The sequence below is a fragment of the Pseudomonas sp. MC6 genome, from assembly GCF_054790575.1.
The window spans coordinates 475,447-500,008 of the sequence record NZ_CP186504.1 but is presented as its reverse complement, the minus strand read 5'-3'; the positions used below and the strand labels follow the sequence as shown (position 1 = coordinate 500,008).

Sequence of the window (24,562 nt, the reverse complement as noted above, 5' to 3'; positions counted from 1 at the left end):
GAGACAGCGGTCAGTCCAGCAGATCACTCAGCGGAATGAAGACCACTTCGTCGCCGGCGCTCAGCGTGCGACCTTCCAACACTTCGACCAATCCATCTGCCCACGCGGCGCTACGCAGAACGCCTGAGCTCTGGTTGCGGTAAACAGTGGCCCGCCCTTGCTCCAGACGGCCGCGCAGGTACTCACGCCGATTGCCTGCCACCGGCCAGGCAAAACCCGCTGGTACGCTGAACTTAAGCGGCTCGACGTCCAGAACGCCCTGACGGCGTAATAGATATGGCCGAGTGAGTAGCGCAAAGGTCACCAGCGTCGATGCCGGATTTCCTGGCAAGCCAATGACCGGCACATTGCGGAAATGGCCAAACGTCAGCGGTTTTCCAGGTTTGATCGCCAGTTTCCAAAGGGCAAGCTCGCCCTCTTCTCGCAAGGCGACACCCAGAAAATCCGCCTCACCTACCGACACGCCACCCGTGGAAAGGATCAGATCAACATCCTGCAACTCCCCCAGACGGGCACGGGTAGTGGCCAGATTATCCGGAAGAATGCCGGCATCGATCACCTCGCAGCCCAGACGTTGCAGCCAACTGCACAGCAACACCCGATTGCTGTTGTATATCTGACCCGGCCCCAGTGCCTGGCCGGGCTCGACCAATTCATCTCCCGTGGAGATCACCGCGACGCGAACCTTGCGCACGACGTTCAACCCGGCACACCCCAACGATGCAGCCAGTCCCTGCTCTATGGGGCCCAACCGAGTCCCGGCGGGCAGGATCAGTTCACCGACAGTGGTTTCCTGACCTTGCGGGCGGATGTTCTGCCCAACCTTCAGCGGCTCGAGGAAGCGCACCGTTTCATCGGCTTGAACCTCTGCGTTTTCCTGCATTTCCACGCAATCGGCACCCGCCGGCACCGGAGCCCCTGTGAAAATCCGTGCACAGGTGCCCGGCGCCAGTGGTTCGGGGGATTGCCCGGCAAATACCTTCTGACTGACCGGCATCGGCTGGCCATCCCAATCCGTCAGGTTCAGCGCGTAACCATCCATGGCACTGTTCGGCCACGGGGGCAGATCCAGCGTCGAAATCAGATCTTCGCTCAGCACCCGCCCCTGAACCTGAGCCAGCGGCAAATATTCACGCTCGACAATGGGTGAGGCCTCGGCCATTTCGAGCAGACGCGCCAGCGCCACCTCGACCGGCATCAGTGCCCCGCTCTTGCCCGGCTTACCCACGGGATTCACAAGGTGCCGCCTGCTTCAAATGAGTGACGAAATTGCACGGGCGGTGACGAGCGTCCAACTGCTCACCCAGGATGCCATCCCAACCGGTGCGTACGGCATTGGTCGAACCCGGCAGGCAGCAAACCAGCGTGCCATTGGCCAGACCGGCCAGCGCACGGGACTGAACCGTGGAGGTGCCGATATCGGCTACCGATATCTGCCGGAACAGCTCACCAAACCCGTCGACCTGCTTGTCGAGCAAGCAGGCAACGGCCTCAGGTGTGCTGTCGCGGCCGGTGAAACCGGTACCGCCGGTGATCAAGACAACCTGCACGACATCGTCTGCAATCCAGGTGGCGACTTGCGCGCGAATTTTGTAGAGGTCATCTTTGAGCAAAACCCGCTGCGCCAAAAAATGGCCCGCAGCGGTCAAACGGTCGACGAAGACCTGACCTGAGGTGTCGGTTTCCAGTGTTCGGGTGTCACTGACAGTCAGCACCGCAATATTGAGCGGCACGAAAGGTACATCAGCCTTGGCTTTCATAGGCTCGTCCAGTTGTAGGAGAAACAGCCCGGTGTTATATCACAGCGCCTCATTTTTTCGCCGCCCCTCTGGAGAGCTGCCATGATTCTCGACACGCAACCGCCCCCTTGCTCCATTCTGCTCCTGGCAGGCGGACGCGGCCAACGCATGGGCGGCCAGGACAAAGGCTTGGTCGAGTGGCAGGGCGAGCCGTTGATTACACATTTGCAGCGCAAGGTTCGTGGGCTGACCGATGACCTGATCATCTCCTGCAACCGCAATCGCGAGCGTTACGCGCCATTCGCCGATCAATTGGTTGTCGATGACGAGGGCGATTTTCCGGGGCCATTGGCCGGCATTCGTGCGGGCCTGAAAGCTGCGCGCCATCCGCATCTGCTGGTCTTGCCCTGTGATGTTCCGCGCATTGACGCAGCGTTACTGCAAAGCATGCGTGAGACGGCCAATCAGAATCCTGAAAAACCTTTAATGTTGCGCCATGACGAGCACTGGGAACCGTTGTTATGTGTGATTCCGGTAGCCCTTCGACCCGCCTTCGAAGAGGCCTGGAACGCCGGTGAGCGCAGCCCCGGCCGGGTCATGCGCAACCTTGGCGCCACTGCCCTGCAATGCCCGGACAACGACCCGCGACTGGCCAACCTCAATACCCCCGAACTGTTAAATTCCCACAACACTGTGTCAGACTGACAGCACTCAAGGAACTCTCACGCCTTGTATACGTCTCAAGCTCAGTAACCAAAAGAATTCCCATTCGGAGACACACCCATGACTCAACGGACCCTCGCCACTTTCATGCTCGCACTGGGCCTGGCTACCCTCGCCGGTTGCTCGTCGCCTACAGTGATCACCTTGAATGACGGTCGCGAAATCCAGGCCGTCGACACCCCGAAATACGATGACGATTCGGGCTTCTACGAGTTCAAACAGCTGGACGGCAAAGAAACCCGCATCAACAAGGATCAGGTTCGTACCGTTAAAGAGCTGTAAGCTCGGGTTCGATACCGGATACAGAAAAGCCCGCATTAATGCGGGCTTTTTCATGGGCGCTCGAAAGGTGGCTTTGGCCTCACCATTGCAGCGTAATCCGACTCTCGAATTCTCGCTCCTCACCGGTCACAGGGTCGATAAACCGTAGACCTTGCGCCAGCAGCTTCAGCGGATTGGCATAGTCATCCTCGACGTCTTTCAACACCTGCGGATAAAACGGGTCGTTGCAGATACTCGCCCCCAACGCAGTCATGTGGACGCGCAACTGATGTTTCTTGCCGGTTACCGGAAACAAACCATAGCGCCACAGATCGCCATTCTTTTCCCGAACCTCCACCGCCGTTTCGGTGTTGCTGGCCCCCGCGCCTTCCTGCATGCGGAAAAACGGTTCGCCATCCACCAGACGGCTCTTGTGCACCAGCGGAAAGTTCAGACCCGGCAGCGCCGGGGCGATGGCTTCATAGCGCTTGTCGATCTGCCGCGTGGGGAACAGTGACTGATAGGTCCGAACGGGTTTGCGGATTGGCCGAAAAAATAACCAGTCCCGCCGTATGCCGGTCGATGCGGTGCAGTGGCACCAGGTGAGGATTGTCCATACGTCGGATCAAACGCCGCAGTAACGTTTGTTCGACGTACTCACCTGCTGGTGTCACTGGCAGAAAATGTGGTTTGTCAGCCACTACCAGATGCTCGTCCGCATACAGAATCGACTCGACCACCGGGATCGGCTTTTCGTCCGGCACTTCGCGAAAATAGTGAATCCGCAAACCTTCCTTGTAAGCCAAATCCACCGGGATCGGCCGACCATGGCCATCCAGCACTCGCCCCCGGGCGATCCGGTCCAGCCATTGCTCGCGATCAATGGCGCTGAAATGCTCGCACAGGCAATCGAGTACGGTCAGCCATTTACCGGGCGGCAGATAAAGTGTGCTCGCCTGATTCTGCGCAGCAGAGAATGTAGATGTGGACATACGGAAATCGAACCCTCAATGCAGTGCGGCATTATCCAGCACAGAGGAAAACGAGCCTAGCGTTGAATGCTCAGGCCGGGATCGTTTTGAGCGCTGCAGCCTCAGTGAACTCCTTGAGCCAGCGCAGCACATCGACGGCCTCCCAGCGGCCCGGGTCATACAAGGCGTAAAGCAAACCCTGATAACCGACCACATCCAGTTGCTTGTGATAACCGGCACGCTGAAACAAGGCCTCGATCTCGGCAAAGCAGGTGTTGAAATGCAGCTTGTTGAAGGGCGTCTTGCCTTCCGTGACCAACCCGTCCAGGCGCAATTCGAGAACGGCCTCGCGCACCACGTCAACCGACATCCGGTTCACGCTGTTCTTCAACTGTTCGACATTGACCACGGTTCATCCCTCTGAAGCATTTACTGTATGAACATACAGTAACCGAACAATCCGCAAAATGCCAAGGAATGGATGGCAGCGGCGACCGGCGGGATTAGCCAGGAAACTTGGATTAACGCAAAAACGCCACGACTTGATCAGCGCTGAATGGCCAATCCAGTTCAGCCCCGGTGTCGATGCGACGCAATACCGGAATTCGCAGGCTATAAGCCTCGAACCACGATTCGTCATCCGCGATATCGACCAGTTCGACCAGCAAGCCATGCTCGACAAAAGGCATCAGCTCAGCCTCGGCGACTTCACACAAATGGCATCCAAGGGTGCCGAAAAGCTGACATTCAGGAGGCATGATTGCTCAACCAGAAAATGAGTGGACCTATTCTAGGCCGCAGCTGAAAACCCGTCGAGCCACCGCCGCCCAAAGGCTCAAGCGTCCCGACAAAGGTTCACAGGCAAAACCCTGACGCAAATCAGTCCGCAGAAAAACCATTTACGCGATCCTCCCGGTCTTTTTGCCTCTACGCTTGAAAAGCCTGAATCTGACATCGGAGTGTCCAGTGTTTGCCAATCTGTTGATCATCCTCGCCTCGTCTCTCGTGGTGATTGCCCTGTTCCGTCGCCTGCGCTTGCCGCCGGTTCTGGGTTATCTGTGCGTGGGACTGCTGGTCGGACCGAGTGCGTTCGACTGGGTCAACGAGAGCGAACACTTGCCCGACGTCGCGGAGTTGGGGGTGGTGTTTCTGTTGTTTTCACTGGGTCTGGAGTTCTCCCTGTCGAAGATGATCGCGCTGCGCCAAGTAGTGTTCCGTCTCGGCAGTCAGCAGGTGCTGGTCAGCACCGCGCTGCTCGGGCTGCTATTGATGCTGTTGGGCATGCCGATCACACCCGCGCTGTTGCTCGGCGCCGGGCTTTCGCTGTCATCAACGGCGATTGTGACCAAAGAGTTGGGCAGCCTTGGCGAGGTGTTCAGCAGCCACGGCCAGAATGCGGTTGGTGTTTTACTGTTTCAGGACGTGGTCGCGGTATTGCTGCTGACGTTGGTGCCCGTGTTCGCCGGCAGCAGCGAGCAAGCCTGGTACTGGGCGCTGCCACTGACGCTGGCAAAAACCGTGGTGCTGTTTGTCGGTCTGCTGCTGGCCAGTCGCTGGTTACTGCCGAGGCTGTTTCATGAAGTGGCCGCGTCACGCTCGGCAGAATTGTTCGTGCTGCTGGCGCTGGTGATTGTGCTGTTGACCGCGTGGTTGACTCACCTGCTGGGCCTGTCCCCTGCCCTCGGTGCATTTCTGGCTGGCATGTTGCTCGGTGAAAGCCACTATCGGCATCAGATCGAGGCCGACATCCGGCCATTCCGCGACATCCTGCTCGGCGTGTTTTTCGTCAGCATCGGCATGCTCATTGACCTGCAACTGTTCGTCAGTCACAGCCTGCTGATCCTCGGGCTCACCGTCGGTTTGATGGTGATCAAGGGCATCGTCGTCGCCTTGTTGGTGAAGTGGCGCGGCAGCGACAGCGAAACGGCGTGGCGCAGCGGTCTGGCATTGGCTCAAGGTGGCGAGTTCTGCTTCGCACTGATGGCGCAGATGCAGCAACACAGCATGATGCCCGAAGCATTGAGCGATCTTCTGCTCGCCGCAACGTTCTGCTCGATGCTGCTGACGCCACTGTTGCTGCGCGCAGCTCCCCGCATCGCGGCCGCCCTGCACCGCAAGCCCAATCAGGAAGCACAGATCGAGGAGATCAGCGCACTCAACGCCGACCTCAATCAGCACGTGGTGATATGTGGCTACGGCCGCGTCGGCCAATCCATCGGGCGTTTCCTGCGCAATGCCAAACAGCCTTATATCGCCTTGGACAGTGATCCGGTTCGCGTACAGGAAGCCGCCAGTGGAGAAAGTGACGTGCATTACGGCGACTCGTCACGCGCCGATCTGCTGATCGCCGTTGGCCTGCTGCGCGCCAGACTGCTGGTGGTTGCGGTGGATCAGAGTGACATTGCCCTGCGTATCCTCAAGGAAGCGCGCCGGCTCAACGCCCACGTGCCGATCCTGGTGCGCACCCGCGACGACAGCCAATGGGCCGAATTGAAAGCCGCCGGCGCCACCGAAGTGGTGCCGGAGCTGTTGGAGTCGAGCCTGATGCTCGCCGCCCACGCTTTGATCATGCTTGGCTTGCCGGCGCATCAGGTGCAGGAAAAAGTCGATCAGGTGCGCATCGACCGCTATCGCCTGCTCCACGGCTTTTATCCCGGTAGCGACGATGCCGAGACTTAGTCCTGGCTCACCGCGCCGATCTTGTGCAATGACAGGTCGGCGCCGTAAAACTCTTGTTCCTGACTCAGGCGCAGCCCGTGCAGAGCCTTGATCACGCCGTAAACGACGAAGCCACCGATCAGCGCCACCGCGACGCCGAGTGCGGTGCCGATCAACTGGCTGATCAGGCTGACGCCACCGATCCCGCCAAGCGCAGTCTGGCCGAAGATCCCGCAGGCAATCCCGCCCCAGACGCCGCACAAGCCATGCAACGGCCACACGCCCAACACATCATCGATGCGCCATTTCACCTGCGCGGCAGTAAAGCACCAGACGAACAGCGCACCGGCAATCGCGCCAGTCACCAAGGCGCCGACCGGATGCATCAGATCGGAGCCGGCACAGATTGCGACCAGACCGGCCAATGGACCGTTGTGGAGAAAGCCCGGGTCATTGCGCCCGACGAGCAGCGCTGCCATCGTGCCACCGACCATCGCCATCAGCGAATTGACCGCCACCAGACCGCTGACGCCTTGCAGTGTTTGCGCACTCATCACGTTGAAACCGAACCAGCCGACGATCAAAATCCACGAACCCAGCGCCAGAAAGGGAATGCTCGACGGTGCGAACGCCACCAGACGACCGTCGCGATATCGGCCATTACGCGGCCCCAGCAGCAATACCGCCGCCAGCGCCAGCCAACCGCCCATGGCATGCACTACAACGGAACCGGCGAAATCATGGAAAGCGGCACCAAACTGCGCCGTCAGCCACGCTTGCAGGCCGTAGTTGCCGTTCCAGATCATGCCTTCGAAAAACGGATAGATGAACGCGACAATCAGCGCCGTGGCACACAACTGCGGCACGAAACGCGCGCGTTCGGCGATGCCACCGGAAATGATCGCCGGGATCGCAGCGGCAAAGGTCAGCAGGAAGAAAAACTTCACCAGTCCATAACCGTGATCGGCGCTCAGCACCGCCGCCGGCTGCATGAACGTCACGCCATAAGAGATCCAATAGCCTATAAAGAAATAGGCCAGCGTCGAGACGGCGAAATCGCTGAGAATCTTCGACAGCGCATTGACCTGGTTTTTCTGGCGGACCGTACCGACCTCCAGAAAGGCGAAACCGGCGTGCATCGCCAGCACCATCACCGCACCGATCAGAATGAACAAGGTATTGGAGCTGTGAACCAGGGTGTCCACAGCGCTTTGCAGATTTTCCATAAGCAGGCAGACCTAAAGGCGAAAAAGGCACCAAAGCGGTTCATGCGCACATTTCATGCACCAAGTTGCGACCGCGCAGTCACGAATCCGGATGTCCGGCGAACTGCTTTGGCGCACGAGGTTGATGTCCTGACACGAACCGGGCTTGTTTGGGATAAGGTTTTTCAAGGCGCACGCACGGCAACAGCGCACAACGCCGAGCGACGCACCACGACACAGCAAAAGTTGTACCAGTCATTTGTACTGAACCTTCGCGCAAGGCTCATACTCGAACGCTTCAGACGTCACTTACGGAGATCCACCATGGCCAGCATCAAGGCAAAGACTGCTCAAGAAATCCTCATGAACGACTTCCAGACTTTGGTCGCCGACACCGAACGCTTGCTCGAGCACACCGCCACTCTGGCCGGCGATCAGGCCGATGAGCTGCGCGAGCAGATCCACGACAGCCTGCTGCGCGCCCGCGAAACCCTGAAACTGACCGAAGACACCCTGCGTGATCGCGGTCAGGCCGCCGTGACTGCCACTGAAGATTATGTGTCGGCCAACCCTTGGCAGTCCGTCGGTATCGCTGCCGGTGTCGGCTTCCTGATCGGCCTGCTGGCTACTCGGCGCTGATTATGTCGATCGGTGAATCCGGCCCGACTGCGGGCACCGCCTCCTCCACGCGACGCCTGGGCGCCGCCGTTCTCGGTCTGCTGCACAGCCATGTCGAATTGTTCGGCATCGAATTGCAGGAGCAGAAATCACGCACCGTCAGCCTGTTGCTGTTCGCCGGCCTGGCCTTGGTCTTTGCCCTGTTATTGCTGGTGGGGTTATCGACCTTGGTGATGATCGTGTTCTGGGACACTTACCGCTTGGCCGCGATCATTGGCCTGTGCGTTTTCTATACCCTGGCCTCGATCTTCTGTGGGCTGCGCCTCAAGGCAGCAATCTTCGATGAGTCCTCGCCTTTCCACGGCACGCTCGAAGAGCTGGCCAACGACCGGGAGCGCCTGCTGCCATGAGCCTGCCTGAACTGCCACACAACAGCTCGCGTCGGGAAATGCGCAAGGCGTTGATCCGTCTGCGCATGGAAATGCATCGTCAGGAAATCCGTCATGAAGCCGGGCAAGTCCTGCAACCCCTGCACCGCATGCGCGGCATGACGCAAAACCTGCAAGGTGGCTTCGGCATCAAACACGCGCCATTGTGGGGCGTGGCCGCCGTTACGCTACTGGGTTTTATCACCGGCAAAGGCGCGAAAAGCGGCGGCGCTGGCGGATTGACTCGCTTGATCCGACTCGGCACCAGTCTCGGTCCGCTGATCAAACTGGTCATGCAGAGCTCGGCGAAACGCTAAGCAGATACATCTGGCTACATTCTTGCAATAGCGGCGGGATGAACCTCTTTATCCGGAGGTTCAATCCCGTGCGCCTACCCGGTCGGCGGGGTTCATCAGAACAAGAACCACTAAGGAGGCCCCGTGATCGACGGGCAACCGCTCGCCTGCTTTCAACCTTTTATCGATACCGCCACGGGACGCATTGCCGGCGTTGAAGCGCTGGGTCGCCTGCGCCAGGCTGACGGTCAATTGAATTCGGTCGGGCCTTTGTTCGCCGACCCGCGCACACCCGCCATAGCCCTGCGGCGCCTCGACCGGCAGATCCGCGACAACGCCTTGAGCCGCTTGCACGAAGCGCCGGCAGACTGGTTTCTCAGCCTGAACATGTCACCGCGCTGGATCAGTCGCCTGCGCGCCGATCAAGCCTTGCCCAGCCTCAAGCAATTGGCACGCTACAACATCGATCCGCAACGTATTGTTTTCGAAATCACCGAACTGGCTGGCAATGGTCAACGCCTGGCCGAAGTCGTCGCGCGCTATCGCGAGGCGGGCGCGAGAATCGCCATCGACGACTTTGGCGCCGGCTACTCGCAACTGGATCGTGTACTGGCCCTGCAACCGGACATTCTCAAACTCGATATGCGTCTGTTCCAGGCCGCGGCACTGGGTGGGCCGAGCAGTGATGTGGTCAAGGCTCTCGCACAGATGGCTGAGAAGACCGGTTGCTGGATCATTGCCGAAGGCGTCGAGACCGAAGCACAGCTGAATTTCGCCCTGGAATGCGGATCGCGCTATGTACAGGGTTTCCTGTTCGCGCGGGCACAGGAGGCGTTTTTCCCCACTGACGCGTTCGTGCAACGCTTCGCCGAACTGCGCCAGCGCTATGTCCGGCAGAAGCTCGCCGAGCGCGGGCGGCTGATGCAAATGCGCCAGCAACTCGCTGAACTGATGTCGATCCTGCAAGCCTGGGCTCAGGCACGTGCACCGTTAAGCGCATTGCCACAACTGGAGGCCTTCCCCTGGCTGCTGCGTTTCTATCAATGCGATCGCCACGGCACACAACTGACGCCCAACCTCGAATGGCGGCAGCACGGCTGGGTCGCCGACAATCGTTATCTGGGGCACAACTGGTCATGGCGTCCGTACTTCTATCATTTGCTTGCCGAAGGCTGGGAGGAGCGGCGTTTGACACTCTCCAATACCTACCGCGATGCCACCAGTAATCAATACTGCCTGACGGCCGGACAGTTTTTTGACAACGGTGAGCGTTTGCTGTTGATCGACATCGACGCGGCAGGGTTGTAGTTACGCTTGCAGGGGCGTGCGCGAACCGGGAAGCTAGGGGCCAACGCCCCCAGCCACCTGACGGAGAGAATCAGCCTTGGATTGGCAAACCCTGCTCAACCGCGAACGCCTCGGCAAGCCGCTGCACAGCCCGCAAGAACTTGGCCGCAGCCCTTTCCACAAAGACCATGACCGCATTATTTTCTCCGGTGCCTTCCGCCGCCTCGGACGCAAGACCCAGGTGCACCCGGTCACCAGCAACGACCACATTCACACACGCCTGACCCATTCGCTGGAAGTCAGTTGCGTCGGCCGTTCGCTGGGTATGCGGGTGGGCGAAACCCTGCGCAGTGCCTTGCCCGAATGGTGCGACCCGGCCGACCTCGGCATGGTCGTGCAGTCGGCGTGTCTGGCTCACGACATCGGTAATCCGCCGTTCGGCCATTCCGGTGAAGATGCCATTCGCCACTGGTTCCAGCAGGCCGCCGGGCGTGGCTGGCTGGACGGCATGAGTGAAGCCGAACGCGCTGACTTCCTCAACTTCGAAGGCAATGCCCAGGGCTTTCGCGTACTGACTCAGCTGGAGTATCACCAGTTCGACGGCGGTACACGGCTGACCTACGCCACCCTCGGCACCTACCTGAAATACCCGTGGACCGCGCGTCACGCCGACTCCCTGGGTTACAAGAAACACAAATTCGGCTGCTATCAGAGCGAACTCCCGCTGCTTGAGCAGATCGCCCACAAACTGGGCCTGCCGCAAATCGAAGACCAGCGTTGGGCGCGTCATCCGTTGGTGTATCTGATGGAGGCCGCCGACGACATCTGCTACGCGCTGATCGACCTCGAAGACGGCCTCGAAATGGAGCTACTGGAATACGCCGAAGTCGAATCCCTGCTGCTCGGGCTAGTGGGTGATGATCTGCCGGAAACCTATCGTCAGCTCGGCCCACAGGATTCGCGTCGACGCAAACTGGCGATCCTGCGCGGCAAGGCCATCGAGCATTTGACCAACGCTGCGGCGCGGGCTTTTGTCGAGCAACAAGATGCACTGCTCGCCGGCACGCTGCACGGCGATCTGGTGGAGCACATGCACGGCCCGGCCAAGCGTTGCGTGCTGAATGCCAAGGACATCGCCCGCAAGAAAATCTTTCAGGACAAACGCAAAACCCTGCATGAAATCGGCGCCTATACGACGCTGGAGATCTTGCTCAATTCGTTCTGCGGTGCCGCGCTGGAACAACACAACGGGCGTACGCCGTCGTTCAAGAGCCGGCGTATTCTCGATCTGCTGGGCAGTAACGCGCCGGATCCTCGGGGTTCGTTACACACGTCGTTTCTGCGCATGATCGATTTCATTGCCGGCATGACCGACAGCTACGCCAGCGACATGGCGCTGGAAATGACCGGCCGCTCCAGCCACTGACCCCATCGCATGCGGGCGGCGATAGTTTTGGCCACCCGCATGCAGCCCCCCATCGTCGACCCACGGATTTTTACGAGCGACTGACAGGTCTGAAAACCCACAATGACCAAGCGGCAATTAAGCAAGTTTAAACATCTACAAAAAGCCCTTTACAGCCAGTACTTGCAAATCAATCAAGTCAAACTATAAGCCTCTTCAAATTCTGCTCCTCCTTACGTCAAACCTAGTTTGAACGTAGTCCGCTTCCTTATTGGTTGTAGGATTAATCCGATAACGTGACTAGAGCCATGTCACTTCATGCGAGTGCTCATTCAACTGAGCTAAGGTGCGCGCTTTATTCGTGCTTGCATGGGATTTGATTATGAACTCCGTTTTTATTGTCGACGATCACCCGGTCATCCGTCTCGCCGTTCGAATGCTGCTGGAGCATGAAGGTTACAAGGTCGTCGGTGAAACCGATAACGGAGTCGATGCCATGCAAATGGTGCGCGAGTGCATGCCCGATCTGGTCATTCTCGATGTGAGTATTCCCAAGCTGGATGGCCTGGAAGTATTGGCCCGCTTCAACGCCATGGGCTCGCCGTTGAAAATCCTGATTCTGACGGCGCAGTGTCCGACACTGTTCGGCATTCGCTGCATGCAATCCGGCGCATCTGGTTATGTCTGCAAACAGGAGGACCTGAGTGAACTGGTCAGTGCAATCAAGGCAGTACTTTCCGGTTACAACTATTTCCCCAGCCAGGCATTGAATCCGGTTCGCAGTGACGATATCCGTTTTGCCGAACTGGAACTGTTCAAATCCGTCAATGATCGCGAGCTGATGGTTCTGCAATTGTTCGCCCAAGGCCGCACTAACAAAGAGATCGCCAAGGGCATGTTTCTAAGTAATAAAACCGTCAGCACTTATAAAAAACGACTGATGCAGAAACTCAAGGCCAAATCCCTTGTAGAACTTATCGAGATGGCCAAACGAAACGCACTCGTGTGAGAGCCCGCATGCCCAGCCGTTTGAAGGACTATCTAATTGCGTTGAGTGCAGGTCTTTACCTGAGCGCCAATGTGTTCGCCATGCCCGGCACTTCACCGGACTATGCCTTGCTCAGCAGGTCGGCAAACGAGCCGGTATCGATCACGTTCGATGAGTCCCAGCGGCACTGGATGCGTGCACGTAGCGAACTGGTTCTGGGCACCTCGGCGCCTGACTACCCGCCGTTTGACATGACGGTCAGTGGCAAGGATTACGAAGGGCTGACAGCCGACTACGCCGGACTCCTTGGCCAGGCCACCGGTCTACCTGTCCGGGTGCAGCGCTTTCCTTCCCGGGATGCGGCGATTCGGGCACTGGTCGATGGCCAGGTCGACCTGCTGGGTACCGCGAACGGGTTCGAAGCGAGCAATGCCAATCTGGCGCTGTCGACCCCCTATGCCATCGACCTGCCGGTGTTGGTCACCCGCGAAGACGAAACCCGCTCACTCACCGAAGACCTGGCCGGGCTGCGGCTGAGCATGGTCTATCACTATTTGCCGTTACCCGAAGTCAAGGCGCTGTATCCCAAGGCGCTCATTACTTGCTACCCCTCCTACCAGAACGCGATCAACGCCGTCGCGTTTGATCAGGCCGATGTGTTTCTCGGCGATACCCTGTCGACTCATTACATGATCAACAAGGGTTACCTGAACAATGTGCGCATGGCCAATTTCGGCAAGCAGGAAGCCCAGGGGTTCAGCTTCGCCGTGCGCCGCAACAACCCACAGTTGCTCGACATCGTCGACACCGTACTCAAGGCAGTGCCTGCCAGCGAACGCGACAATATTGCCAAGCGCTGGAGCGCCGGCAGCGATCTGTTGCTCACTGACCGAAAAATGCAACTGACCCAGCGCGAAGAGGTGTGGCTCAAACAGCATCCGGTGGTCAGCGTGGTCGTGAATGAAGCGTTCGCGCCCCTGACATTCTTTGACAACGACGGCAATTTTCGCGGCATCAGTGCCGACCTGCTCGAACTGATCCGCCTACGCACCGGCCTGCGTTTCGAGATCCGGCGCAGCCGCAATGACGCGGAAATGATCCAGCAGATAGACCGCCATCAAGCCGATCTGATCGCAGCATTGTTGCCAACAGCGGAGCGCGAAAAAACCCTCAACTTCAGTCGTCCCTATCTGGAAAATTCCTACGTTCTGCTGACCCGCAAGAGTGCCGACGGCCCGACCAATCTGGGCCAGCTCAAAGACAAGCAACTGGCGATTGCCCAAGGCAATCCGATGGTCGAATACCTGCGCCGAGAGTACCCGCGCATCCAGTTGATCGAAACCGCGGACACCTTCAGCGCGGTGTCGCTGCTCGCAGAAGGGCATGTCGACGGCGCGGTGAACTCACTGGTGATTGCCAACTACTTCATTTCTTCGCGGATCTTTAATCAAGCGCTGCAGATCACCACCACCATCGGCACCGGCCAGGCGGCATTTTCGCTGGCAACCGCTCGAGACAACACCGAGCTGACGTCGATCATCAACAAAGCATTGTTGAGCATCGCCCCCGATGAGCTGGGCGTGATCAATGGCCGCTGGCGCGGTTATTCCACGGCGTCTCAAAACATCTGGCACAACTACCAGCGCCTGTTTTATCAAGTGATCGTCGGCGCTTGCCTGCTACTGCTGCTGCTTTTGGCCTGGAACGCCTATATGCGTCACCAGATCAAACAACGCCAGGCCGCCGAGCGCGCGCTGAACGACCAGTTCGAATTCATGCGTTCACTGGTCGACGGCACGCCGCATCCGATTTATGTGCGCGACCGCCAAGGTCTGCTGCAAAGCTGCAATGAAAGCTACCTCGAAGCGTTCAATGCCAAACGCGAAGACGTCATCGGCAAAAGCGTCATCGAGGGCACCTTGAGCAACGCCTTCGAGGCTCAGGCTTTTCAGGCCGACTATCAACGCGTCGTCGCCGAAGGCACACCGATGGTCGTCGACCGGCCTTTGCACATCGGTAACCGACGTCTGACGATCTATCACTGGATACTGCCGTACCGTGACTCCAGCGGTGATGTGCAAGGCATCATCGGCGGCTGGATCGACATCAGCGACCGCCGTCAGTTGTTCGAGGAACTGCGCACGGCCAAAGAACAGGCAGATGATGCCAACCGGGCGAAAAGCACGTTTCTGGCGACCATGAGTCACGAAATCCGTACGCCAATGAATGCCGTGATCGGCATGCTCGAACTGACGCTCAAACGCATGGATCAACAACATCCGGATCGCTCATCAATCGACACGGCCTATCATTCGGCCAAGGATCTGCTGGGGTTGATCGGTGACATTCTCGATATCGCGCGGATCGAATCCGGACGCCTGAGTCTTTGCCCGGAACGGGTCAATCTGGTCGACACCGTGACGTCAGTGGCGAGGATCTTCGACGGTCTCGCGCGGCAGAAGAATCTCTCCCTGCAAGTCATCTTCAATCCGCCGGATCTGGCCGTCGATGTGTATCTGGACCCTTTGCGTTTCAAACAGGTGCTGTCGAATCTGGTCAGCAATGCGATCAAATTCACCGAACAAGGCCATGTGCGCATTACCCTCGATCTCATGAACACCGATGCGCCCGCCCGCGCCTTGCTGCAACTGACCGTGCAGGACAGCGGTGTCGGCATCAGTGCGGAGGATCAGCAACGCTTGTTCGAACCGTTTGCCCAGACCGAAAACAGCAGTCAACAAGGCAGAAGCGGTGCCGGCCTGGGGCTGGTGATCAGTCGCAACCTGTGCGAAATGATGGGTGGACAACTGCAATTAAGCAGTCAGCCGGGCATCGGTACCCAGGTCTGCCTCTCACTGGCCCTGGAAACACTGCCGATACAGGTGAATACGATCAAAAGTGAACCTGCGATCAAGACATCCTGCTCTCCCCTGCGTGTGCTGGTGGTGGATGACCACCCGGCCAATCGCTTGCTGATGTGTCAGCAACTGGAGTTTCTCGGCCATCAATTCAGCATTGCCGAGAACGGCTGCAGTGGCCTGGAACTGTGGAAGGCCGGCCATTTCGACCTGGTGATCGTCGACTGCAACATGCCGTTGATGAATGGCTACGAATTGACTCGCGCCATTCGCCAGCATGAACTTCAGACACGCTGCCCACCCTGCACCGTACTGGGCTTCACAGCCAATGCACAGCCGGAGGAAATCCAGCGCTGCAAACAGGCCGGCATGAACGATTGCCTGTTCAAGCCCTTGAGCCTGAGCCTGCTCAGCCAGTGGGTCGATGGCATCACGCCGACGTTTGCACCACCAGCCTTCAACCTGCAGAACATGAACATGCTGACCGGAGGCAACCCTGCTCAAGCTCGCCGCCTGCTGGCCGAGCTGCTCAAAAGCAGCCGCCTCGATCGTCAGGAACTGCTCGCGCTGTCGCCTGAACATGATCGCGGGGCGCTGGCGGTGGTCGCTCACAAGATCAAGGGAGCCGCGCGTATCGCTCAGGCATCACGCGTGATCGAGTGTTGCGATGCCCTTGAGCAGGCCTGCGCCGAGGTCATGTCGACAGACGAGATCGCCCGCTGTTGCGAAGCGAGCAACCGGGCGATGCTCGATCTTGAGCAAGCCTTGCAGCAACAATTGGCGGTGTCGGATCAAAGCACAATGAGCTTGCCTTAACTATGCTTGGCGCTGAGCAGTGAGTTAACCATCATGGAGAGCCAGAAATGCCCAGCCCACTGCGCCCGGAGCAACGCCGGTTTCCGCTGCACGTGCACATCAGCGTCATGTTCACCTTCCTCTTGCTGCTTACCGGGGTCGTGCTGGGACTGTTCAATTACCGCCAGACCACCCAGATCATCCTGTCGAGCAGCGAGAAGCTGTTCGAGCGGATCGAACAGGACATTCGGCTGGACATGTCCGCCACCTATCAGCCGATCCGCCACCTGCTGAGTTTGCTGGCCGAAAACCCCGCCACTCAGGCCGCTCGCCTCGAACAACGCTTGCCCTTGCTCCGACCGTTCAGCCAGTCGCTCGTCGACAACCCGAATCTGGCCTCGCTGTACCTGGGTTATGCCAATGGCGATTTTTTCATGGTGCGGCCGTTGCGCAGCGCCGCTTTGAAGACGCTGCTCAAGGCCCCGGATGCGGCGGCGTACCAGGTCTGGAGTATCGAGCACGACCCGCAGGGCGCGGCGCACTCGCAGTCACTGTTCTTCGATCAGGCACTGACGCCGATCAGCCGTCAGGACAACTCCGATGACCGCTACGATCCGCGTAGCCGCGCGTGGTTCAACGATGCTCGCCAGCAAAACGAACAAATCACCACCGAACCCTACGTGTTTTTTTCCACGCACAACGTCGGCACGACCTTGGCCCGGCGCAGCGGCGAGAACGCCGTGATCGGCGCGGACCTGACGCTGGTCGCCCTGTCGGCTGCGCTGAGCAAACATGTCGTCACAGCCTCCACCGAGATTGCCCTGTTCGATGCCGACGGCAACGCCGTGGCCTATCCCGACAGCGAGCGCCTGATCATCGACGGCAGCACGGCCTCACTGGCCAAAGCGGCGGATCTGAGTCCGGGCTTGCATGCGCTGTTGTCCGGTGCAGCCACGGGTAATCGCCTGGAAGCCGATGGTCGCCAGTGGATCGTCGCCCGCAGCAGTATTCAGGAGGGCGGCCCGAAAGGTTTGCAGTTGGCGCTGCTGGTGCCGGAAGATGAATTATTGATTGATGCCTACCGTTTACGCTGGCAAGGCGCGCTGATCACCCTCGCGACCCTGCTGTTGTGCCTGCCGCTGGGTTGGGTGATTTCGCGGATACTGGTCAAGCCGCTGCATGCGCTGGTCAAGGAAGCGGACGCGATCCGCAGTTTCGATTTCAATTTTCCGCTGGCACGTCGCTCGCCAGTGCTTGAAGTCGACCAGTTGAGCGTGTCGATGGCGCGGATGAAGGACACCCTGGCGAGCTTCTTCCGGATCACCGACACCCTCGGCGCCGAAACCCGCTTCGCCCCGCTGCTGCAACGGGTGCTGTTCGAAACGGTGCAGATCGCCCAGGCGCAGGCAGGGCTGATCTATCTGCGGGAAAGTGACAGCAGCCGCATGGAGCCTTACGGACTGGTGATCGATGGTACGTCTCAGGCCTTGGAAGCGTTCGACATTCAGGGCCACGACCTGCAACAGAACAAAGGGCCGGCATGGTTTGAACAATTGGTCGGCGCCAACAACGTGGTCAGCAACTTCGGCGTCGATCAAGCCGGGGATCTGCAGAAGGTTCTGTTGGCGATGCAATCGCCACGCATCCATCTCATCGGCATCCGCCTGCACAATCGCCACGACGAAACCATCGGTCTGCTGATTCTGCTGGTGAACGACAGTGGCACGGCAGCCGATCTGGAGAAACTGCGCCCTGATCGCATCGCGTTCCTCCAGGCTGTCTCCGGCGCGGCGGCGGTGAGCATCGAGAGCCAGCGTCTGCAAGCTCGTCAGAAGCAACTGCTCGACGCCTTTATTCAATTACTCGCCGGCGCCATCGACGCCAAGAGTCCGTATACCGGCGGGCATTGTCAGCGGGTGCCGGAGCTGACACTGATGCTTGCCCAGGCCGCGGCGGCCAGCCAGGCCCCGGCGTTCAGTGCCTACCAACCGAGCGAGGATGAATGGGAAGCCCTGCACATTGCCGCGTGGCTGCACGACTGCGGCAAGGTCACGACGCCGGAATACGTGGTCGACAAGGCCACTAAACTGGAAACCATCAATGACCGTATTCATGAAATCCGCACCCGTTTCGAAGTGCTCAAACGTGACGCCTGGATCAGCTACTGGCAGGCACGGGCCTTGGGCGGCGACGAGGGCGCACTGGCCGAGCTGCGCGACGCCACGCTGACGGCGCTGGACGATGATTTTGCGTTTGTCGCCCGCTGCAATCTGGGCAGTGAAGCGATGGCCGAAGCAGATCTGCAGCGCCTTGATCATCTGGCCGGGCGCACCTGGATGCGCACCCTGGATGACCGGCTGGGTGTGTCATGGGAGGAGAATCGGCGTCAGTCGCGCACGCCGGCACCGAGCTTGCCGGTCAGTGAAACGCTTTTGGCGGACAAGCCCGAGCACCTGCTCGAGCGCGACCCGAACGAGTTGATTCCCGAAGACAACCCGTGGGGCTTCAAGCTGGATGTGCCGCGCTACAAATACAATCGCGGCGAGCTGTACAACCTGAGTATCAGCCGCGGCACCCTGACCCGTGAAGAGCGCTATGTGATCAATCATCACATGGTGCAGACGATCATGATGCTCAGCCATCTGCCCTTCCCCGGCCACCTCGACAGCATTGCCGAGATCGCCGGCGGTCATCATGAAAAAATGGACGGCACCGGTTACCCGAAACGCCTGAAGCGTGAAGACATGAGCCTGCCGGCGCGGATGATGGCGATTGCCGATATCTTCGAAGCGCTGACCGCGGCCGACCGCCCGTACAAGAAAGCCAAAACCTTGGGTGAGGCGTTGGCGATCATGGCGACCATGTGCCGCGAGGAGCACATTGATGCACAGCTGTTTGGTTTGTTCATCAACGAAGGCGTGTACATGCAGTACGCCGTACGCTTTCTCGATCCCGGGCAGATCGACAGCGTCGATCCGGCCAGCCTGTTGCACAAGGCTGGCCTCACCGCATGATCAGCAGTCGGTCAGGCGCAGGAAAATCGCTGCCAGTTGCTCGATACCGGCTTGATCCTGCGCGGTAAAACGCGCCAGTTTCGGGCTGTCGAGGTCGAGAACACCGATCAGGCGACCCTCCTTGACCAACGGCACGACCAGCTCACTGTTCGAAGCGCTGTCGCAGGCGATATGCCCCGGGAAGGCGTGCACATCTTCAACGCGCTGGGTTTGCCGGGTAGCCGCCGCCGCGCCACACACGCCACGGCCGAACGGAATGCGCACGCAGGCGATCTGCCCCTGGAACGGGCCAAGCACCAGTTCCTCATTGCGATTGAGGTAAAAACCCGCCCAGTTCAGGTCATCGAGCTGGTTGAACAGAAACGCCGAAAACTGCGCGGCGTTAGCGATGAAGTCGCGCTCGTCCGCCAGCAGCGATTCCAATTGTGCGGTCAACATGCCATAGCCTTCGAGGCCCTGGCCGCTTTGTTGCAAATCAATCATGCCTTGTGCTCCAACAATTTCAGTCCCACCCAGTAACGGGCGAATTGGTACGCGCAACGTCCGTTGCGATTACCGCGGCCGGTGGCCCAACGCACGGCAAGGATGTCCAGTTCTTCGTCGCGCTGCCAGCTCAGGCCGGCCTTGGCGGCCAATTGGCCAATCCAGTGTTCAACGACATTGAGGAAGTGTTCTTGGGTAAACGGATAGAACGACAGCCACAGACCGAAACGGTCCGACAACGCGATCTTGTCTTCAACGGCTTCGCTGGGGTGCAGTTCGCCGTCGACGCGTTTCCAGTTTTCGTTGTCGCTTTCCTTCTCCGGCACCAGGTGACGACGGTTGGAAGTGGCGTACAGCAAAACGTTGTCCGGGGCCTGCTCAAGCGAGCCGTCGAGCACGCTTTTGAGCACGCGATAATCGCCTTCACCGGATTCGAACGACAAGTCATCGCAAAACAGCACGAAACGCTGCGGCAGTTTGCCGATCTGCTCGACCACCCGCGGCAGATCCGCCAGATGGTCACGCTCGATCTCGATCAGGCGCAGGCCTGCGCCGGCGTGTTCCGCCAGCAACGCGCGCACCAGCGACGACTTGCCGGTACCACGCGAGCCCCAGAGCAATGCATGGTTGGCCGGCATGCCATCGAGAAATTGCTGGGTGTTGCGCCCCAGTTGTTCGAGCTGACGGTCAACACCGATCAGGTCGGACAGGCGCATGTCGAGGCTGACTTCCAGCGGCAACAAGTAACCGCTGCGCCCGTCGCGCTGCCAGCGTGCAGCCAGACAAGTGTTCCAGTCGATCACCGGCCGTGGTGCCGGCAACAGCGGTTCGATCCGCGCCAGAACCGACTCGGCGCGTTCAAGAAAAGCATTCAATCGGGAATCCACGTCTTCTCCTCGGGCACGTTCACAGTGATGATGGCGATTGCTGCAACGACACACAGATAAAATTCAGCCTACCAAGCCTTGTTACAAGGCGATTCGGGAACCTCGGTATCCATACATGATCGACTATGCTTGAGCAGCGAAGGGAAACGGAAGTGGTTCAACACCCCATGGATATCAAATTCACCCACCGGCTGTCTTACAAGCAAGCCAGGCTTACTGTGCTGGTCGGGTTCATTCTGGGCACGCTGCTCAGCCTGCTGCAAATCGGCATCGATTATGCCAGCGAAGACGCCTCCATCAACCGTGAAATCCTGTCTTTGCTGGAAATCAGCCATAACCCGGCCTCACGGATTGCCTACAACATCGACGCCGAACTGGCGCAGGAACTGACCCTGGGCCTGTTGCGCTCACCGGCGATCATTTCGGCGCAACTGATCGACAACAACAATACGGTGCTGGCCAGCGTCAAACGCCCGGAACTGCAAAGCGGCTATCGCGTGATCAGCGACTTCCTGTTTGGCGCCAAGCGGCAGTTCGAGGATCGTCTGTATCTGGATCATCTGCCCAATGAATCGCTGGGAGTGTTGAGCCTTGAAGTCGACACCTATGCCTTTGGCAGCCGTTTCCTGCGCCGGGCCGAGGTCACCCTGCTCAATGGGTTCGCCCGCAGCCTGATTCTCACCGGCCTCCTGTTGGCGCTCTTCTACGTGATGCTGACCAAACCGTTGGTGCGGGTGATCCGCGAACTCAGCGGGCGCGACCCGCGCAGCGCCGAGCCGACCACACTGGAGTGCCCTTCCGGCCATGGTAACGATGAAATCGGCGTGCTGGTCAAAGTCGCCAATCAGCAATTCGAGAACATTGCCACCGAGATCCAGCAGCGGCGCAACGCCGAAAACCGCCTGACCGACTACCTCGGGCAACTGGAAAACATCGTCTCGGCGCGCACCGCCGAACTCAAGGCAATCAACGCGCGGCTCAGCCAGTCCAATCAGGAACTCGAAGTCGCCCGCAGCACCGCTCTGGAAATGGCCGAGGCGCGCTCGGCGTTCCTCGCCAACATGAGCCATGAGATCCGCACGCCGCTCAACGGCCTGCTGGGGATGATCGCGCTGTCGCTCGACGGTCCGTTGAATGCCGAACAGCAGCAACAACTGTCGATCGCTCACGATTCGGGCAAGGTGCTGGTCGAGTTGCTCAACGATATTCTCGACCTGTCGAAATTCGATGCCGGGCAACTGGAGCTCGAGCACATCCCGTTCGACCTCGGTTCATTGATCGAAGACACCGCCAACCTGCTGTCGCAGAATGCCGCGCCGAGCGTCGAGCTGACCTGCCTGATCGACCCGCACTTCCCGGCACTGGTACTGGGCGATCCGACCCGCGTCCGGCAGATCGTCAGCAATCTGCTGTCCAACGCGCTGAAATTCACCCGCTTCGGCCGGGTGGATGTGCGCTTGTCGACCTACCAGGATGGCGTGCGCATCGAAGTCTGCGATACGGGCATCGGTATCGCCCAGGACGCGCAGCTGAAAATCTTCCAGCCGTTCACTCAAGCGGGCGCCGGCATCACTCGACAGTACGGCGGCACCGGACTGGGACTGGCGCTGACCTACAACCTCTGCGAAGCGATGCAGGGACGCCTGACCATCAGTTCCGAGACCGGGTTTGGCAGTCAGTTCCGTGCCGAGCTACCTTTGCCCTGCCATACCCGCGCGCTGGCACCTGCGCCGCTGCACGGGAAAATCCTCGCCATCACCGCCGCCAGCAGTGGCTTGGCGGAACTGCTGCAAAGCCTGCTGCCGGTGTGGGGACTGACATACGAGCAGCGCACCATCGATGACTCACTGCTGGGCCTGACGCCAGACGTGGTGATCACCGATTGTCCGGAGTGTCTGTTCGGCTTGCGCCCAACGCTCGTTGCGCCAATTTTGCTGGTGACCGCCTACGGCAGCTTTCTGCCCAGCGAAGAAGCGGCCGCGCTCGCCCCTCTGCAACAACAGGCACGGCCCTTGGCGCGCAACGCGCTCTATCAGAACCTGCGACGGACACTGCAACCGGAAATCGTCGCCATCAATGATGCGCAACTTGAAACATCCCCGACCCTAAGGCGCGGGCGGGTGCTGCTGGTCGAGGACAATCCGGTCAATCAACTGGTAGCCAAAGGCATGCTCGGCAAACTGGGCTGTGAGGTCATCGTCGCCGCCCATGGTGCCGAAGCGCTGGATCAGTTGGAGTATCACGAATTCGATCTGGTACTGATGGACTGCAACATGCCGGTGATGGACGGCTACGAAGCCAGCCGGCAGATTCGTCAGAGTGGGCGCTGGCCGAGCCTGCCCATCGTCGCTCTGACCGCCAACGCCATGTCCGAGGAACGCGAACGCTGCCGTGCGGCCGGCATGAGCGACTATCTGGCCAAGCCGTTCCGCCGTGAAGAACTCGCGGCATTGCTTGATCAGTGGATCCCGACTACGACAGCGCTTTGATCTGCCCCAACAAGTGATCGAGTCCGCTGCGCAGGTCATTGAGGCGATCCAGATCTACCCCGCTGTCGCACAGCAGTCGGGCCTTGAGCGGTCCGACCTGCTCGCGCAAGGCTTGGCCAGCCGGTGTCAGGCTCAGGTGCACTTCCCGTTCGTCACGCGTCGAACGCTGGCGCTGCACCCACTGCAATTGCTCCAGACGCTTGAGCAACGGCGTCAGCGTGCCCGAGTCCAGCGCCAGCCGTTCGCCCAAGGCCTTGACGGTCGGTTGCTCCGGCGCGGCGTCCTGCCATTCCCACAGCACCAGCATCGCCAGGTACTGCGGGTAGGTCAGACCGAGCTGATCCAGCATCGGCTTGTAGGCACGAATCACCGCCCGGGAGGCGGCGTACAGCTTGAAGCACAACTGGTTGTCGAGCTTCAACGAATCGACCGGCAGGCTGTTCATTTGAGCAGAGCTTCGATCTCGCGGCTCAGGTCCTGCGGCTTGGTCGCCGGGGCGAAGCGCTTGACCAATTGGCCGTCCTTGCCGATGAGGAATTTGGTGAAGTTCCACTTGATACCTTGAGAACCGAGTACACCCGGTGCACGTTTCTTCAACTGTACGAACAGTGGGTGAGCGCCGGCGCCGTTGACTTCGACTTTCTTGAACAGCGGGAAGCTGACACCGAAATTCAGCTCGCAGAATTCGCTGATCGCCCCTTCGTTGCCCGGCTCCTGTTTGCCAAACTGATTGCACGGAAAGCCCAAGACCACCAAGCCCTGATCCTTGTAGGTCTGCCACAGTTCCTCAAGGCCTTTGTATTGCGGGGTGAAACCGCACTTGCTCGCGGTGTTGACCACCAGAACCGCTTTGCCAGCGAAATCGGCCAGGGTCTTTTGCTCGCCTTTGATCGTGGTGCAGGGGATGTTCAGCAGGTTGTCGCTCATGGGACGGGCTCCGCAGAAAAGTCGGGAAAGGCCAAACATAGCGAGCAATTAAATTGCGTGCAATTTAATTATCGAATAACAAGGCGACCCTAAGGTCGCCCTTGATCGCTTATGCCCGCGGTTCGAGGTTCAGGCAAACCGAATTGATGCAATAACGCAGGCCTGTCGGCGGCGGGCCGTCGGGGAAGACGTGGCCCAGATGCGCATCGCAGCGGGCGCACTTCACTTCCGTGCGGATCATGCCGTGAGTGGTATCACGGATTTCGGTCATCGCGCTTTCGCCAATAGGCGCGTAGAAGCTCGGCCAGCCGCAGCCGGAATCGAATTTGGTATTGGAATCGAACAGCGGCTCATTGCAGCAGACACAGTGATAAACGCCGTCGGTTTTGGTCGCGTTGTATTTGCCGGAGAACGGTCGCTCGGTGGCACTGAGGCGGCAAACCTCGTACTGCTGCGGATCGAGCATGGCTTTCCATTCTTCCAGGGTTTTTTCCAACTTTTCCATCATCACACCTCAGCGGCTGAAAAAG

22 protein-coding genes and 1 pseudogene are annotated in these 24,562 nt (G+C 59.3%); 12 read left to right on the top strand and 11 right to left on the bottom strand.

The window, feature by feature from the left end; genetic code table 11:
- Positions 1–10: 10 nt before the first annotated feature.
- Both ACOYXE_RS02400 and moaB read right to left on the bottom strand, forming a co-directional pair.
- A complete protein-coding gene (locus ACOYXE_RS02400; RefSeq protein ID WP_160058887.1) occupies positions 11–1,237 on the bottom strand; it encodes a molybdopterin molybdotransferase MoeA in 1,227 nt (408 codons plus the stop codon).
- Complete coding sequence (gene moaB, locus ACOYXE_RS02395) at positions 1,221–1,760, bottom strand: molybdenum cofactor biosynthesis protein B (protein ID WP_007908664.1); 540 nt, start codon at positions 1,758–1,760, stop codon at positions 1,221–1,223. The genes ACOYXE_RS02400 and moaB overlap by 17 nt, the downstream gene beginning before the upstream one ends.
- 81 nt (positions 1,761–1,841) lie before the next feature.
- Here moaB and mobA point away from each other — a divergent pair, with 81 nt between their 5' ends.
- Together mobA and ACOYXE_RS02385 are read left to right on the top strand one after the other, a co-directional pair.
- A complete protein-coding gene (mobA, locus tag ACOYXE_RS02390; protein WP_160058888.1) occupies positions 1,842–2,444 on the top strand; it encodes a molybdenum cofactor guanylyltransferase MobA in 603 nt (200 codons plus the stop codon).
- Positions 2,445–2,522: 78 nt separating this feature from the next.
- Entirely contained in the window at positions 2,523–2,744 is a 222-nt protein-coding gene (locus ACOYXE_RS02385; protein ID WP_007908660.1) for a YgdI/YgdR family lipoprotein, read from the top strand.
- A gap of 79 nt (positions 2,745–2,823) precedes the next feature.
- Here the strand turns inward: ACOYXE_RS02385 and ACOYXE_RS02380 are convergent.
- From ACOYXE_RS02380 to ACOYXE_RS02370, 3 genes and pseudogenes are all read right to left on the bottom strand, one after another.
- Positions 2,824–3,715: pseudogene (locus tag ACOYXE_RS02380) on the bottom strand (pseudouridine synthase).
- 70 nt (positions 3,716–3,785) lie between these two features.
- Entirely contained in the window at positions 3,786–4,103 is a 318-nt protein-coding gene (locus tag ACOYXE_RS02375; RefSeq protein ID WP_123466484.1) for a transcriptional regulator, read from the bottom strand.
- A gap of 112 nt (positions 4,104–4,215) precedes the next feature.
- Positions 4,216–4,452 carry a glutaredoxin family protein gene (locus ACOYXE_RS02370; RefSeq protein WP_160058890.1) on the bottom strand — a complete coding sequence of 79 codons (237 nt, stop codon included), beginning with the start codon at positions 4,450–4,452 and terminating at the stop codon, positions 4,216–4,218.
- Between the two features lie 208 nt (positions 4,453–4,660).
- On the opposite strand from ACOYXE_RS02370, the gene ACOYXE_RS02365 reads away from it, so the two are divergent.
- Positions 4,661–6,373, top strand: a complete 1,713-nt coding sequence (locus ACOYXE_RS02365; protein ID WP_160058891.1) for a cation:proton antiporter — start codon at positions 4,661–4,663, stop codon at positions 6,371–6,373.
- Here ACOYXE_RS02365 and ACOYXE_RS02360 read toward each other — a convergent pair.
- The gene (locus ACOYXE_RS02360; protein WP_160058892.1) at positions 6,370–7,578 is read right to left on the bottom strand and encodes an ammonium transporter; all 1,209 of its coding nucleotides are present in this window, start codon (positions 7,576–7,578) and stop codon (positions 6,370–6,372) included. The two genes, ACOYXE_RS02365 and ACOYXE_RS02360, sit on opposite strands and share 4 nt — an antisense overlap.
- A 303-nt stretch (positions 7,579–7,881) precedes the next feature.
- Here ACOYXE_RS02360 and ACOYXE_RS02355 point away from each other — a divergent pair, with 303 nt between their 5' ends.
- The 8 genes from ACOYXE_RS02355 to ACOYXE_RS02320 all read left to right on the top strand — a co-directional run bounded on the left by ACOYXE_RS02355 (position 7,882) and on the right by ACOYXE_RS02320 (position 19,246).
- Positions 7,882–8,196 (top strand): ElaB/YgaM/YqjD family protein, encoded by a 315-nt coding sequence (locus tag ACOYXE_RS02355; RefSeq protein ID WP_025113166.1) that lies wholly within the window; start codon positions 7,882–7,884, stop codon positions 8,194–8,196.
- Between the two features lie 2 nt (positions 8,197–8,198).
- Positions 8,199–8,585: a phage holin family protein gene (locus tag ACOYXE_RS02350; RefSeq protein ID WP_016985474.1), complete on the top strand. Its 387-nt coding sequence runs from the start codon at positions 8,199–8,201 to the stop codon at positions 8,583–8,585.
- On the top strand, positions 8,582–8,920 hold the full coding sequence (locus tag ACOYXE_RS02345) for a hypothetical protein (protein ID WP_160058893.1): 339 nt from the start codon (positions 8,582–8,584) through the stop codon (positions 8,918–8,920). The genes ACOYXE_RS02350 and ACOYXE_RS02345 overlap by 4 nt, the downstream gene beginning before the upstream one ends.
- 123 nt (positions 8,921–9,043) lie before the next feature.
- Positions 9,044–10,207 (top strand): EAL domain-containing protein, encoded by a 1,164-nt coding sequence (locus tag ACOYXE_RS02340; protein WP_160058894.1) that lies wholly within the window; start codon positions 9,044–9,046, stop codon positions 10,205–10,207.
- Between the two features lie 76 nt (positions 10,208–10,283).
- On the top strand, positions 10,284–11,612 hold the full coding sequence (locus ACOYXE_RS02335) for a deoxyguanosinetriphosphate triphosphohydrolase (protein ID WP_160058895.1): 1,329 nt from the start codon (positions 10,284–10,286) through the stop codon (positions 11,610–11,612).
- A 361-nt stretch (positions 11,613–11,973) separates the two neighbouring features.
- Positions 11,974–12,600 carry a response regulator transcription factor gene (locus tag ACOYXE_RS02330; protein WP_007908640.1) on the top strand — a complete coding sequence of 209 codons (627 nt, stop codon included), beginning with the start codon at positions 11,974–11,976 and terminating at the stop codon, positions 12,598–12,600.
- Positions 12,601–12,608: 8 nt separating this feature from the next.
- Positions 12,609–16,253, top strand: a complete 3,645-nt coding sequence (locus tag ACOYXE_RS02325; protein WP_460927537.1) for a transporter substrate-binding domain-containing protein — start codon at positions 12,609–12,611, stop codon at positions 16,251–16,253.
- Between the two features lie 47 nt (positions 16,254–16,300).
- The gene (locus ACOYXE_RS02320; RefSeq protein ID WP_160058897.1) at positions 16,301–19,246 is read left to right on the top strand and encodes an HD domain-containing phosphohydrolase; all 2,946 of its coding nucleotides are present in this window, start codon (positions 16,301–16,303) and stop codon (positions 19,244–19,246) included.
- Here the strand turns inward: ACOYXE_RS02320 and ACOYXE_RS02315 are convergent, their stop codons facing one another.
- Both ACOYXE_RS02315 and ACOYXE_RS02310 read right to left on the bottom strand, forming a co-directional pair.
- Positions 19,247–19,729 carry a GAF domain-containing protein gene (locus ACOYXE_RS02315; protein ID WP_160058898.1) on the bottom strand — a complete coding sequence of 161 codons (483 nt, stop codon included), beginning with the start codon at positions 19,727–19,729 and terminating at the stop codon, positions 19,247–19,249.
- Positions 19,726–20,616: an ATP-binding protein gene (locus ACOYXE_RS02310; protein ID WP_160058899.1), complete on the bottom strand. Its 891-nt coding sequence runs from the start codon at positions 20,614–20,616 to the stop codon at positions 19,726–19,728. The genes ACOYXE_RS02315 and ACOYXE_RS02310 overlap by 4 nt, the downstream gene beginning before the upstream one ends.
- A gap of 167 nt (positions 20,617–20,783) precedes the next feature.
- Between ACOYXE_RS02310 and ACOYXE_RS02305 the strand changes: the two genes are divergently transcribed.
- The gene (locus tag ACOYXE_RS02305; RefSeq protein ID WP_460927535.1) at positions 20,784–23,105 is read left to right on the top strand and encodes a hybrid sensor histidine kinase/response regulator; all 2,322 of its coding nucleotides are present in this window, start codon (positions 20,784–20,786) and stop codon (positions 23,103–23,105) included.
- Here ACOYXE_RS02305 and ACOYXE_RS02300 read toward each other — a convergent pair.
- From ACOYXE_RS02300 to msrB, 3 genes are all read right to left on the bottom strand, one after another.
- Complete coding sequence (locus ACOYXE_RS02300; protein ID WP_405123134.1) at positions 23,089–23,550, bottom strand: MarR family winged helix-turn-helix transcriptional regulator; 462 nt, start codon at positions 23,548–23,550, stop codon at positions 23,089–23,091. The genes ACOYXE_RS02305 and ACOYXE_RS02300 overlap by 17 nt on opposite strands.
- On the bottom strand, positions 23,547–24,032 hold the full coding sequence (locus ACOYXE_RS02295; RefSeq protein ID WP_093099714.1) for a glutathione peroxidase: 486 nt from the start codon (positions 24,030–24,032) through the stop codon (positions 23,547–23,549). The genes ACOYXE_RS02300 and ACOYXE_RS02295 overlap by 4 nt, the downstream gene beginning before the upstream one ends.
- A 109-nt stretch (positions 24,033–24,141) precedes the next feature.
- Entirely contained in the window at positions 24,142–24,537 is a 396-nt protein-coding gene (gene msrB, locus ACOYXE_RS02290; protein WP_160058902.1) for a peptide-methionine (R)-S-oxide reductase MsrB, read from the bottom strand.
- Positions 24,538–24,562: the final 25 nt, after the last annotated feature.